General features: G+C 63.8%; 6 protein-coding genes. 3 read left to right on the top strand and 3 right to left on the bottom strand.

Annotation, left to right across the window (positions count from 1 at the left end):
• Positions 1–84 precede the first annotated feature (84 nt).
• Both apbC and dcd read left to right on the top strand, forming a co-directional pair.
• The gene (apbC, locus tag DOM67_RS13555; RefSeq protein ID WP_110676785.1) at positions 85–888 is read left to right on the top strand and encodes an iron-sulfur cluster carrier protein ApbC; all 804 of its coding nucleotides are present in this window, start codon (positions 85–87) and stop codon (positions 886–888) included.
• Between the two features lie 182 nt (positions 889–1,070).
• Positions 1,071–1,637: a dCTP deaminase gene (dcd, locus tag DOM67_RS13550; RefSeq protein WP_106420371.1), complete on the top strand. Its 567-nt coding sequence runs from the start codon at positions 1,071–1,073 to the stop codon at positions 1,635–1,637.
• 125 nt (positions 1,638–1,762) lie between these two features.
• Here the strand turns inward: dcd and DOM67_RS13545 are convergent, their stop codons facing one another.
• From DOM67_RS13545 to DOM67_RS13535, 3 genes are all read right to left on the bottom strand, one after another.
• A complete protein-coding gene (locus tag DOM67_RS13545; RefSeq protein ID WP_232825259.1) occupies positions 1,763–2,860 on the bottom strand; it encodes an aldo/keto reductase in 1,098 nt (365 codons plus the stop codon).
• A gap of 161 nt (positions 2,861–3,021) precedes the next feature.
• Positions 3,022–4,506 carry a TolC family protein gene (locus DOM67_RS13540; protein ID WP_110676783.1) on the bottom strand — a complete coding sequence of 495 codons (1,485 nt, stop codon included), beginning with the start codon at positions 4,504–4,506 and terminating at the stop codon, positions 3,022–3,024.
• Positions 4,507–4,557: 51 nt separating this feature from the next.
• Entirely contained in the window at positions 4,558–12,624 is an 8,067-nt protein-coding gene (locus tag DOM67_RS13535; RefSeq protein ID WP_110676948.1) for an Ig-like domain-containing protein, read from the bottom strand.
• A gap of 370 nt (positions 12,625–12,994) precedes the next feature.
• On the opposite strand from DOM67_RS13535, the gene DOM67_RS13530 reads away from it, so the two are divergent.
• A complete protein-coding gene (locus tag DOM67_RS13530; RefSeq protein ID WP_110676781.1) occupies positions 12,995–13,582 on the top strand; it encodes a tail fiber protein in 588 nt (195 codons plus the stop codon).
• Positions 13,583–13,599: the final 17 nt, after the last annotated feature.

Raw genomic sequence — 13,599 nt, 5'->3', positions numbered from 1 at the left:
GGTATCCCCATGGGTGGCCGTTATACTGCCGCCAAAGCGCGGTCCGAGTGACCGTGGCCGTCGACAGTGAGTCAAGGAGGGAGCGTGACCGAGGGCATCAAGCACATCGTGGCCGTGGCGTCGGGCAAGGGCGGCGTCGGCAAATCCACCGTGACCGCCAATCTGGCCCTGGCCATGGCCGCCGAAGGCTATCGGGTAGGGCTGCTGGATGCGGACATCTACGGGCCGAGCCAGGCGCGCATGCTGGGCTTGCCGGAGAATACCCGCCCCGAGGTGGTCGACGAGAAAAACATGAAGCCGGTCGTCGCACACGGTATCCAGGCGATGTCGATGGCGTTCATGGTGGATATCAATCAGCCCATGGTCTGGCGCGGGCCGATGGTCTCCGGCGCTTTCCAGCAGCTGCTCAACCAGACGCTGTGGGATGACCTCGATTTTCTGTTCATCGACATGCCGCCGGGCACTGGCGACATCCAGCTGACGCTGGCGCAGAAGGTCTCGGTGGACGGCGCGGTGATCGTCACCACGCCCCAGGACATCGCACTGCTCGATGCTCGCAAGGGGATCGAGATGTTCCGCAAGGTGAATGTGCCGGTGCTGGGTGTGGTCGAGAACATGAGTCTTCACGTCTGCTCCCAGTGCGGTCACAGCGAGCCGATCTTCGGCAGCGGCGGCGGTGAGCGCATCGCCGAGCAGTACGCGACCCAACTGCTGGGCCAGCTGCCGCTGACGCTGTCGATCCGCGAGCAGGCCGACGGCGGCCAGCCCAGTGTGATCGCCGAACCCGATGGCGAGGTGGCGCAGACCTTCCGGCGTATCGCCCGCGCGGTGGCCAGCGGTGTCGCCGAGAGCGGGGGCACCGGGCCGAGCATCTCGTTCAGCGATTAGCCACGGCCTGACAAGTACCGGGTCCGTCGATTGGGTGACGGCTGCGCGGCGCTGTGCCGGCGCCCGGCGTTCCCTTCGCGCGGGCGGGCCGCTATGATGGCGGGCCGATTCAGCCGTACCCATTTCTCGACCCGGCGCGGGGGAGCCGCGGCTCCCCGTGACGCCGCTCCAAGGACACCTGCATGAGCATCAAATCCGACAAGTGGATTCGCCGGATGGCGGAGCAGGAGGGCATGATCGAGCCCTTCGAGGCGGACCAGGTTCGCTACGCCAACGACCAGCGCGTGATCTCCTACGGCACCTCCAGCTACGGTTATGACGTGCGCTGTGCCGACGAATTCAAGGTGTTCACCAATATCCACTCGGCGGTGGTCGATCCCAAGGCGTTCGACGAGAAGAGCTTCGTCGACGTCAAGGGCGACGCCTGCGTGATCCCGCCCAACTCCTTCGCCCTGGCGCGCACCGTGGAGTACTTCCGGATTCCGCGCAGCGTGCTGACGATCTGCCTGGGCAAGTCGACCTATGCGCGCTGCGGCATTATCGTCAACGTCACACCGCTGGAGCCCGAGTGGGAAGGCCACGTGACGCTGGAGTTCTCCAACACCACCAACCTGCCGGCGCGGATCTACGCCAACGAGGGGGTGGCGCAGATGCTGTTCCTCGAATCCGACGAGGTCTGCGCGACGTCGTACAAGGATCGCGGCGGCAAGTACATGGGGCAGCGTGGGGTGACCCTGCCGCGCACCTGATCACGCCCGCGACGGCCCCAGGGCCGGCCACGTGACGACAGACGGGGCGCCTCCGCCAGGGAGGCGCCCCGTCTTTGCCTGCGGTGCGACCCGCTTCTGCGCCTTGCCGTGCCTAATCAGGCCAGTCAGACGTCCGCCGCACGATCGTCGCTGCGGTGCTTGATGGTCTCGGCGTAGCCATCCAGAAACGGCTTCTCGGCCGGGTCGAGGCGATCCATGCCGGCCACCACCCGGTGCCAGTAGGGGTAGAGCGGGGCCGGGCGCGTCAACTGCTCCAGCTGGCGCCGCTCGGGCTCGCTCAGCGTCAGCTCGGCGGCGGCGAGGTTGTCGTGTAGATGCGCTTCGCTGCGCGCGCCGACGATCAGTGAGGTGACGCCCGGGCGATCCTTGAGCCATGCCAGGCACACCCGCGCCGGCGAGCAGTCGTGGGCTTCGCCGATGGCGATCAGTGTCTCGATGATGTCGTAGGCGCGCTCCATGTCGTGGACATAGGGCTCGGGCCAGCCGTTACCCTGGCGGGTGTCCGGCGGCGTCGGCTGGCCGCGGCGTACCTTGCCGGTCAAGAAGCCCTCACCCAGCGGCCCCCAGATCAGCGAGCCGAGGTTCTGATCCAGCGCCAGCGGCATCAGCTCGTACTCCGCTTCACGTGACTCCGGGGTGTAGTAGATCTGCTGGCTGATCGGTTTGGTCAGGCCGTGGAGTTCGGCCTTGCCCAGGGTCTTCATCATCTGCCAGCCGGTGTAGTTGGAGGTGCCCCAGTAGCGCACCTTGCCACTGGTGACCAGATGGTGCAGCGCCTCCAGCGTCTCCTCGACCGGGGTGACGCCGTCCCAGTTGTGGATCTGGTAGAGGTCGATGTGGTCGGTGCCCAGGCGCTTGAGGCTGGCCTCCACCGCGCGGATCAGATGGTAACGCGAAGCACCGCTGGCGTTGGGGTCGTCGCCCAGGGGACTGCGTCCCTTGGTGGCGAGGATGATGTCCTGACGCTTGTCGCCGAGCGCTTTGGCGGTGATCTCTTCGGCTTGGCCATGGGAGTAGAGGTCGGCGGTGTCGACCAGATTGACACCCGCATCGAAGGCGATATCCAGCAGGCGTCGGGCGCCCTTGACGTCGACGCTAGCCGCCTTCTCGAAACCGTGGCTACCGCCGAACGGCACCGTGCCCAGGGTCAGGCTCGAGACCATCAGCCCCGAGTTGCCCAGCGGACGATATTGCATGCTCATATGGCCTCCTTGCCTGGCTGAATCAGGCCCCGCCGCGAGGCGAGCGGGGCTCTTTCAGTCTGGCAAAGATCGGCCCGGGAGCAAGTCGGGGGGCATGGAGAAGTGCCTGAATAAGCGCCGCCCAGGGCGGCGCTGGTGGCCAACGCACGCTGCGGTGGGGGCTACAGCTGGCCCGACTGCCACTGCGCTTCACGACTGGCGAGCGCTTCGGCAATGCCGTCGATGCTATTGGAGGCAAGGCTCTCGGGCAGCGGATCGAAGCCGACGCTGGCGGCGAGCTGACCATAGCTGCTGCGCAGGTCGGCGTAGGCCAGGTCGCGGCGCAGATCGGCCTGCAGCGTATTCAGCTCGCCTTGGATCAGCTCCAGTTCGCCGATGCTCTGTACCTGATAGCGATTGCGCAGCTGTTCGACGATCTGGCTATCCAGGCTGACCAACTCTTGACTGGTCGCGAACTGACGCTGCGCTTCACGGAAATTGGCATTGGCGACATGCAATTGCGCCAGGATCGCCATCGACATGGCCTGGCGGCGCGCTTCCACGACTGCCTGGCCGGCCTTGGCCGCGTCGATGGCGGCTGGCCCGGAGAGCACGTTGAACAGGTTCCAGGTGACCTTCACGCCATAATCGGCCCAGCTCTGATTGACCAGAAAGGAGTTGCTGTCGTAGTGGGCGCCGGCGGAAAACTCGAGGCCGGGCAGCAGGCGCAGCATGGCCTTGCGGGTCTCGGCGGCGCTGATGCGGGTTTCGTAGTCCTGCTCGCGCAGTTCGGGGCGATGGGTCAAGGCCGCCTGTTCGAGCTGACTGAGATCGATCGTTAGCTGAGGCACCTGATAGCCCGCCGCGGGCGCCAGCTCGATCTCGGTGCCCAGGGGCAGATTGATCAGCGTTGCGAGCTCGGTCTTGGCCAGCGAGAGCGCGCGGCGCTGCTCCTCGAGCTGACGCGTGGCTTCGATCAGGGCGCGCTGGTAGCTCAGCGTCTGGATGATGTCGCCGATACGCTGATCGCTGAGGCGGCGGCTATTCTCACTCGCTTGATCGACTCGTGCCATCAGACTGTCGATCTGGCCTAGCAGGCGGTCGGCTGCCACTGCCCGCCAATAGGCCGAACGCACGTCCTGAATGATGGTGTGGACCACCTTGCGCCGGCGCTCCTGCACGATCAGGCGTCGATCGCTCTGCTGCTTGGCATTGACATAACCGACGCCGAAGTCGAGTACGTTCCACACCATGGTGAGGTCAGCGACGCGGCGGTCGCGATCCAGTGAGGTCGAAGGCTCGAGTGACTGAGTCCCGGTTCGAATGCTCTCGCTGCTGGAGGCGCTGACGTTGCTGCGGCCAGCATAACCGGCTGACAGCGCCATGCGTGGCAGCATGTCGAAGGTGGCCAGGTCGACCTGACGCTGGGCCATGGCCTCTTCCATGACCTTCAAACGCCCCTCGAGGTTGTATTTCACGGCGCGGGCCATGGCTTCATGCAGCGTGAGCGGGCCGCTGAGCGGCTCCTGGTCCTTGAACATCGTGCGCAGATCCTGCTGAGCGCGCTGTTCGCTGACACTGTGATCGATCGGCTGGCTGGTGACGGCGCAGCCACTGATGGCCAGAGTCAACAGGCTGACTGCGAAAAGTTGCTTTTGACGACTCATCCTCGAACTTCCCCTTGGTACGGCATCTATCGATTATTGTTCGGTCTTTTGCTAGACCTTGGATGTCGGCTCGGCCATCTGCTCGAATGCCAGGGTCAGACTGCTGACCTGGCGCCACTCGTCTTCCTGTATCTCCTGCAACTGCTGAGCCAGGGTGGGTGCGCCCTGAAGCGCGTTCTGGCTTACCTCGTTGGTGGCCGGGCCCGGGCGGAGCTGAATGTCGCCCTGTGTAGGCGGGGCGATGCCATCGAACAGCGCCGAAAAGCTGCTGCTGCCGAAGGTGTTCTCGCTACCGCCGATAGTGGACGCTTCAGTCGCCGCGCCGATACCCAGACTCGCAGCGCTGCTGGCAAAGACCTGGGCGATATAGCTGGGTGCCAGGTCGCCATTGCGGATGAAGATATCGCCCACTGGCGGCACGCCGCTGCCGAGGTTGGGCACCTCGAATAGCGGGGTGGGGCGCAGGGGCGAGGTAAACAGAGAAGGCGGCGCCGACGCTCGTGTCGGCTCGGATATCGCGCCGACGCCGGGCTGCGTCAGCGGGGTCGATGGGTTGATGCGGAACTCTGGATCACCCTGAATTTGGGACTGGGTGTAGGGCTGGCCGACCAGGCCACCCGGCAGCGCATTGCCGGCGGTGTCGTTGATGCCGGTAGCGGTGTCGTTGAGTGCCAGTGCCAGGCTGCCGCTGCCGCTGACATTGATGATAGTGACGCTGTAGGTGCGCGCATCGATTCGCTCCAGGCTGCCGAGATTACCCTGGGCGCTCCCCGTGCTGATCAGAGTGAAGTCCGACAGGTCGACGCCACTGACGTCTTCGCTGAAGGTCAGCGTATAGCTCACGTTGCCGTCGGCGCTGGCGGTGGTATCCAGCACGATGGTCGCGGTAGGCACGGTGGTATCGATGCGCACGCCGGCAGTCTCTCCGACATTGTTCAGGGTCAGGCTCATGGCATTGCCGGCCGCATCGCGCACGCTGCCATCATTGTTCTGCAGGCCGGACACGGTGATGCCGTCCGCATCGTCGAGACCGGGTTGCAGGCTGTACTGGAAGATCAGCGTCGTGGTGCCAGAGCCTGCCACGTAGTCAGCGAAAACCGTGCTGCCGCCGATATCCAATGCCAGCCTTGGCGTGCCATTGACCAGAACGGCTTCGTTGGCGTTGACCACGAATGTCAGGGTATCGCCCGCGTTGTACTGTACGCCGGCTGGCACGTCGACACTGGCGATGGTGGGAACCACGGTATCGACGGCATAGTTGCCCGATAGGGTGCCGCCAATACCGGTATTACCGGCTGCGTCCTGCACTCCTGGATTGTTCAGGGTAATCAGGTTGCTGCTCGCGGTGACGTTGGCGTCAGGGGTCAGGGTCGCGGTCCAGGTGGTGCCGCCATCGCTGGAGCTAAGATCGCTCAGGGCGCCGTTGGCCACGCCGAAGTCCGCCGTGGTCAGGCCGGTGACCGCTTCGCTGAAGGTGATGGTCACGGCTGCGGTATCACCGGCAGCCAGCGTGGTATCGCTCAACTGTATGGTTGCGCTCGGGCGCTGCGTGTCGATGGCGTAGTTGTTGGAATCGGTGGTGCCGCTGCCCATGTTGCCCGCGGCATCCTGTACCCCGGTGTTGCTCAGGTTAATGACATTGCTGGTGTCGGCAATGTTGCCATTGGGCGTCAGAATTGCCGTGTAGGTGATGTTGTCCGAGGTGCTCAGATTGCTCAGGGCACCGTTGGTCACGCTGAAGTCGGCCAGACTCAGCCCGCTCACCGCTTCGTTGAAGGTGATGGTGACGGCGGTGGTTTCACCTACGGCCAGGGCGGTGTCAGTCACCACGATGGTGGCCGTCGGCCGCTGGGTGTCTATGGCGTAGGTGTTGGAGTCGGTAGTGCCGGTGCCGGTATTGCCGGCGGCATCGCTGTAGCCGGTGTTGTCCAGAGTGATCAGATTGGTCGTGTCGGTGACGTTGGTGCTGGGCGTCAGGGTCGCCGTCCAGGTCAGCCCGCCATCGCTCGAATTGAGGTTGCTGAGCGCGCCGTTGGCCACGCTGAAGTCACTCGTGGTCAAACCATTGATCGCCTCGCTGAAGGTGACGGTGACCGTGGTGTTCTGGCCCGCTTTCAGTGCCGTGTCGGCGAGCGCGATGGTGGCGGTCGGGCGCTGGCTGTCGATGGCGTAGTTGTTGGAGTCGGTGCTGCCGGTACCGGCGTTGCCAGCGGCATCCTGTACCCCGGTGTTATCCAGGGTGATCAGGTTGCTGGTATCAGTGACGTTGGTACTGGGGGTCAGGGTTGCCGTCCAGGTCAGGCCGCCATCGCTGGAGCTGAGATCGCTCAGTACGCCGTTGGCCACGCCGAAGTCGGCCGTGGTCAGGCCGGTGACCGCTTCGCTGAAGGTGACGGTCACGGTCGCCGTCTCACCGGCAGCCAATGCCGTGTCGCTCAAGGCGATGGTCGCGCTCGGGCGCTGAGTGTCGATGGCGTAGTTGTTGGAATCGGTGGTTCCGCTGCCGGCGTTGCCTGCCGCATCGCTGTAGCCGGTGTTATTCAGGGTGATCAGATTGCTGGCGTCGGCGATATTGGTGCTCGGCGTCAGGGTCGCGGTCCAGGTCAGGCCGCCATCGCTTGAGCTGAGGCCGCTGAGGGTGCCATTGGTCACGCTGAAGTCTGCTGTGGTCAGGCCGGTGATTGCCTCGCTGAAGGTGATGGTTACCGCGCTGCTTTCACCGATGGCCAGGGCGGTGTCGGCTACCGCGATGGTGGCAGTCGGACGCTGGCTATCGATGGCGTAGTTATTGGAGTCGGTGGTGCCGGTGCCGGTATTGCCGATGGCATCGGTGTAGCCGGTGTTGTCCAGAGTGATCAGATTGGTCGTGTCGGTGACGTTGGCGTTCGGTGTCAGGGTCGCCGTCCAGGTGATGCCGCCGTCGCTCGAGCTGAGGTTGCTGAGGGCGCCGTTGGTCACGCTGAAGTCATCCGTGGTCAAACCAGTGATCGCCTCGCTGAAGGTGACGGTGACCGTGGTGTTCTGGCCCGCCTGCAGGGCGCTGTCGGCGACCACGATACTGGCGCTCGGGCGCTGGGTGTCGATGGCGTAGTTGTTGGAATCGGTGCTGCCCGTGCCGGTGTTGCCAGCGGCATCCTGTACCCCGGTGTTATCCAGGGTGATCAGGTTGCTGGTATCAGTGACGTTGGTACTGGGGGTCAGGGTTGCGGTCCAGGTCAGGCCGCCATCGCTGGAGCTGAGATCGCTCAGTACGCCGTTGGCCACGCCGAAGTCCGCCGTGGTCAGGCCGGTGACCGCTTCGCTGAAGGTGACGGTCACGGTCGCCGTCTCACCGGCAGCCAATGCCGTGTCGCTCAAGGTGATGGTCGCGCTCGGACGCTGAGTGTCGATGGCGTAGTTGTTGGAATCGGTGGTTCCGCTGCCGGCGTTGCCTGCCGCATCGCTGTAGCCGGTGTTATTCAGGGTGATCAGATTGCTGGCGTCGGCGATATTGGTGCTCGGCGTCAGGGTCGCGGTCCAGGTCAGGCCGCCATCGCTTGAGCTGAGGCCGCTGAGGCTGCCGTTGGCCACGCTGAAGTCGACGATGTCCAGACCCTGCACGGCCTCGTTGAAGGTGACGGTGACGGTGGCGGTCTCGCCGATCCGCAGCGTCGTGTCGCTGAGGGTAATGCCGCTGGCGGCCGGGCGCACGCCGTCCACCACCAGGGCCTTGTTGGCGCCGAGGGAACCGGCGGTGCCAGGTGTCGGCAGGGTCAGGAGTGCGGCCTGGCTGGTGCCGTCCTGAATGCTGCCGCCGTTGAGGCTCAGGGCCGAGGTGGAGGCGTAGTCGAGATCATTGCTGCTGTCGCCAGCCTGCACGGTATAGCTGAAGCTCAGGGTGTCGCTGCCCGAGCCGGAAAGGTAGTTGAGTACGCGATCAGTGGTGCCGGTTTCCAGGGTCAGGGTCGGGATGCCGTTGACGTTCACGGTGCTGCTGAACTGGACGGTGACGACTATGGTGTCGCCGATCTTGTAGGTTCCGTTGGCCGTGCTGGACGAAACACTGGTGATTGTCGGGGCGGTGGGGGCGGTCAAGGTCAGGTCATTGCCAGTGTCGCCGGCATAGCTGGTGGTCAATTGGGTGCCATTGCCCGCTGCGTTGAAGGTGCTGCCCTCGCTGAGGCCACTGAAGGTGCCAGTGATGGCATCGGAGGCGTCATTGAGGATGACCTTGTAGATCTCGCCATTGCCGGCGGCATAACCATGGTTGACCGTCAGGGTCGCGCCGGAAACGTCGACGGTGCCATTGACCACGACCTGGTCGTAGCCGGTGCCAGCACTGGCGCCATCGATATCCAATGCCAGGGTGCTGCCTGCATCCAGGGTCAGATTGCCATTCACGGTCAGGGTGCCGGCGCCGCTATTGCCCGGGGAGAGGGTGCCGCCGTTCTGCACGATGACGTCGCCACCCAGGATGCCGCCGCCGGCCAGGGTGGCGCCATTGGCCACAATGGTAGCGCTGCTGGTGCTGCCGTCCACGACCAAGGTGCCGGCAGACACGCTGGTCGTGCCCGTGTTGGTGTTGCTACCCGACAAGGTCAGGTTGCTGGAGCCCGCCTTGGTCAGGCTTCCCGTGCCACTGATGGTGCCGGACAGGGTAGAGGCCGCGCCGGCATTGATGGTGGCCACGCCGGCCAAGGCCAGGGCATTGTCGATGGTGGTGTTACCCGTGATCTGCAGGGTGGTGCCGTTGGCCAGGTTGAGGCTGCCGGCGCCGAGGTTGCCGTCACCGGCGACGCTCAGGGTGCCGGCGCTGACGCTGGTGCTGCCGCTATAGGTATTGCTGCCGCTCAGCGTCAGGGTTGCAGCACCTGTCTTGGTCAGGTCGTTGCTGCCACTGATCACCCCGGACAGGGTGGTCGCGGCGCCAGTGTTCACCGTGGCGTTGCCGCTCAGGGCAATGGCGTTGTCGATGGTGGTGGCGTTACTGGTGGCCAGAGTGCTGCCGGCAGCCAGGGTCAGCGTGTCGCTGCCGAGGTTGGCGTCGCTGGCCACGCTTAGGGTACCGGCGCCGACGGTGGTCGCACCGTAGGTATTGTTGCCAGACAGCGTGAGCGTCGCGGCACCTGTCTTGTTCAGGGTGTAGGCACCACTGACCACGCCTGACAGGGTGGCATTGGTCGCGGCAGTGACCGTGGCATTGCCGCCGAGGACGATGGCGTTGTCGACGGTGGTCGCGCCGGTGAGCGCCAACGTGGTGTCGGCGGCTAGATTGATCGCACCCGAGCCGAGGTTGGTATCGTTGTCCACGCTCAGGTTGCCGGCGCTGATATAGGTGGCGCCGTAGCTATTGCTGCCGGACAGTGTCAGGGTACCTGCGCCGGTTTTCGTCAGGTCATAGGCGCCGCTGATGGCACCGCTGAGGGTGACGGCGTTGCTGTTATCGATGGTGCTGTTGCCCGTGAAGGCGATGGCATTATCGACGGTCGTGGTGCCAGTGATGTCGAGCGTGCTGCCAGCCAGGGTGAGGTCGCCCGTGCCGAGGTTGGCATCACCACCGATCGACAGGGTGCCAGCGGAGACGGTGGTGGTGCCGGAATAGCTGTTGTCGCCGGCCAGGGTGAGAACGCCATTGCCCTGCTTGATCAGTGAGCCGCTGCCGGAAATGATCCCGGAGACGCTGGTTGAACTGTTGTCGCCCCCACTGGTGAGGCTATGGCTGCCGAGCTGGATGCTGGCGTTGGCACTGTTGCTCGCCAGGCTGCCGATGGTCTGATCCGAGAGCAGGGTCAGCACGCTGTTGCCGTTGACCCGTACCGCACTGCTGCTGGACATCGATGCGTCGCCATCTAGCCTCAGCCAGCCATAATTGAGCAGCGTGGTGCTGCCGGTGTAGCTGTTGCTGCCGGAGAGGGTCAGCGAATGATTGGCTGATCCGGTCTGGTTGAAGCTCAGGCCGCCGCTGCCGCTGATATTGCCGGAGAAGGTGGTATCCGCTGTCTGGTTCGTCGTCAGGGTGCTGCTGCCCAGGTCGATCGCACCCGCACCGGAAAGGTTGCCTATGGTCTCGTTACTGTTCAGCGCCAGGGTGGCGCCCGCGGCGATCGAGACGCTGCTGTCGTTGGCAATGGCATCACCATTGGCGACGGCCAGGGTACCCGCGGAAATGTTGGTGCCGCCGGAGAAGGTGTTGCCAGTGCCGGACAGGATCAGGTTGCCGGCGCCCGCCTTGGTCAGGGCGCCACTGCCGGCGATGCGGTTGCTGATGGTCGCAGTATCGCCGCTGCCATGGGTGAAGGTCTGGGTGGTTCCTCCTGCCAGGGTGATGGTGCCACCGCTGAGCGTCAGGCCGCTGGCCTGATCCATGTCGAAGGTCAGGCTCTCGTCAAGGTTCACCGTATTGAGGTTGAGCGTCTGGTTCGCCAGCGAGCTGTCGAAGACGAGGGTCTGGCTGCCGGTGTTGTCGGCGGCGGCGATAGCCACGGCCTCGCTGAAGCTCACACCATTGCTGGCATCGATGGTGGCGGTGTCACCAGTGTTGGTGATGTAGATGGTATCGCTCGTCACCGTAACATTGGCCGAGTTGCGAGCCCCGGAACCATCGTCGAGGGTATAGCGGAGATTGGCATCACCGGCCGGCGTATCGCTGCGATAGGTGATTCGCTGCGCCACGTCGTTGACCAGCGCCGTGGTCGCTGTGGTGGTGCTGCTGGTGAAGTTGACGGTCAGTACGCCACCGGTATTGGAGAAGGTGGCGAAGGTTTGGCCGCCGGACTGCAGATTGTTGCCGCTGACGCTGAACAGGGCGCCGCTGGTGTCGAAGCCCAGCACGTCGCTGCCCACGGCCGTACCGTCACGCTGGATGACAAGGCTGGCCCCGGACCAGTTGCCGTTGCCGCCGTTGAGAGCCCCGAGTTCGCTGTCGCTCAGGCTGGCGTTGCTGCCTGCGTCGAGGAGCACGCTGTTGCCGACTCCGGCCCAGGCCGCGCTGTCGCCGTTGAGATTGCCAATTGTGGGAGGGCTATTGCTTCCCCTCAGATCTGTCAGATTCAGCTGCTGCAGGTCCATATTGGCCAACGATGTAGCACCGCTCAGGTTGGTCACGCGCAGGGTGAACGACGAGATGTCATTGAATTTGGATGCATCCAGATCGACGGTCAGTGGCCCTTGAGCAGAGCTGTAGGTGAATGACTCAGAGACGTCGACACCGCCAGAGGTGGCGCTGAAATCGAGGCGATAGTTACCACCGAAGCTCTGGATCACCATGCCGTCGAGGTCGAATGTCCCCAGGTCGTCATTGTCCGCGGTCCAGGTCAGCTCGTAGTAGTAGTTGTCATCGACATCCTTCACCGAGCTGTCTTGAAAATAGATGGAGTTGGATGAGCTGGCCCGGGTGGCGCCGGTCGATTCGGTAATGTTGAAACCGTCGACGGTGTTGCCGCCGGTATTGTTGTTCCAGTAGGTATCGCTGAACGACTGGTTGGGCGAGGGCAGCGCCAGCAGATTGTCGTAGTTCGCCAGTTGCGCCATATCCAGCACGTCATGAGCGGAAATTTCGCCACTCTGCCGCTCCAGCTCCCAGTCCCCGCCCATCGCGGCAGCGCCGGTTCTGTCGGACGAGGCAGCGATGTCCGCCTGGGTCAGTATCGCCAATTGTTCCACCAGGGCGGCACCGCTGTCGCTGCGGCCGATGTCGCAGCCATAGAGGAGAATGTCACCGTCGCTACCGAGGCTGGCCCCGATCGCGGCCAGCTCGGCCGAGTGGCTGCCGACGTTCTGGCTGTCCAGCGTAGTCGTGCCCAGTTTCAGCAGGCCATCGTCGCCATGGCTGAGAATATGAATGGCATCGATATCCTGCCGGCCTTGCAGGTACTCGGCGATCTGTTGCAGGCCATCGCCACTGCCGTCGAGTACCACCACCTCGACTCCGGGGCGCAGCGAGGCGATCAGTTGTTCCTTGTCGGCCACCTGGCCATCGATGAACACCAGATCCTGACGCTGGTCGGACGTGGCACTCTTCGGCGCTGCGGCCAGCGTGTCATGCGAGGCGTCGCTGGTGTTTGCCGAATCAGGAGTGTCGGCGGGCTGGTTGTCAGCCGTATCGGCAACGGTAGCGGCTACGGCGCCATCGAACATCATGCGCGCTTCGAGACTGATGGCCAGGGGGGCATGCGACGGGCCAGTATGAGTCTTGGCGCTCGTCGAGACTTTCAGCAGTTTCCGTAACACTAGACACTCCTCACTCGGATTCAGCGTGCCCGCACTCTTCGAGCGCCGGGCCGCGCGTGGAGTAGTGAACGGGTATGCCAAAGTAACAGGACGTCGTGGGATTTAACGGCCAGTAAACGCAGTCTACTGGGTTCATATCGAAGAATGGGAGATGGCAAGCGAAATAAATATTTGCTCGCACTAATAGACACGATGAGTCTTAATGACAATGAACCGCAAGCAGGATAGGGCGGTGTGGATGACTCCGTGGCCATGTGGCTAAAAAATCAAGGGAATAGTCATGAGCGATCAGTCCTACATTGGTGCGATCAGTGGTTGGGCACCCCCCTTCGCGCCGCGCAACTGGGCCTTTTGCCAGGGGCAGTTGCTGCCCATCAATCAGTATCAGGCGCTCTTCGCCGTCATTGGCACGATCTATGGGGGGAACGGTCAGAGCAACTTCGCCCTGCCCAACCTGCAAGGCCGTGTGCCCATCGGGGAGGGGCAGTCGCCAGGCACTTCGACTTATCAATTGGGGCAAGGGGGCGGGCAGGAAACCGTGACCCTGACACAACTGCAGATGCCCGCTCACAACCATGCCGCCACGGTTTCGGCCAGCGCCTCCTTGCCGGCCAGTAGCGCGGCTGCCACCACGGCCACGCCGACAGCTGACACCGTATTGGCCAGTGCCACTGGCGCCTTGGGTCGAGAGTCCGTCGATGTGAAGATCTACGCGCCGACGCCTGGTTCGGTCAGCCTACCTCTTAGCACGACGGCCTCCGTGACCGTGGGTAACGCGGGTGGCAGTCAGCCGTTCTACATCCTCCAGCCCTTCACCGTCATCAACTACATCATCTGCCTGCAAGGGATGTTTCCCCCACGCGACTGATGGCTCGAGGAGTATTG

Origin of the sequence: Salinicola sp. RZ23, from assembly GCF_003206675.1 — a bacterium.
Taxonomy (GTDB): Bacteria; Pseudomonadota; Gammaproteobacteria; order Pseudomonadales; family Halomonadaceae; genus Salinicola; species Salinicola endophyticus.
The sequence above is the reverse complement of the archived record's forward strand: the minus strand, read 5'-3'. Positions and strand labels throughout refer to the sequence as shown.

Coding starts and splice junctions, on each gene's coding strand:
- dcd (WP_106420371.1), top strand. CDS start 1,071: ATGAGCATCAAATCCGACAAGTGGATTCGCCGGATGGCGGAGCAGGAG.
- DOM67_RS13535 (WP_110676948.1), bottom strand. CDS start 12,624: ATGATGTTCGATGGCGCCGTAGCCGCTACCGTTGCCGATACGGCTGAC.
- DOM67_RS13530 (WP_110676781.1), top strand. CDS start 12,995: ATGAGCGATCAGTCCTACATTGGTGCGATCAGTGGTTGGGCACCCCCC.
- DOM67_RS13545 (WP_232825259.1), bottom strand. CDS start 2,860: ATGAGCATGCAATATCGTCCGCTGGGCAACTCGGGGCTGATGGTCTCG.
- DOM67_RS13540 (WP_110676783.1), bottom strand. CDS start 4,506: ATGAGTCGTCAAAAGCAACTTTTCGCAGTCAGCCTGTTGACTCTGGCC.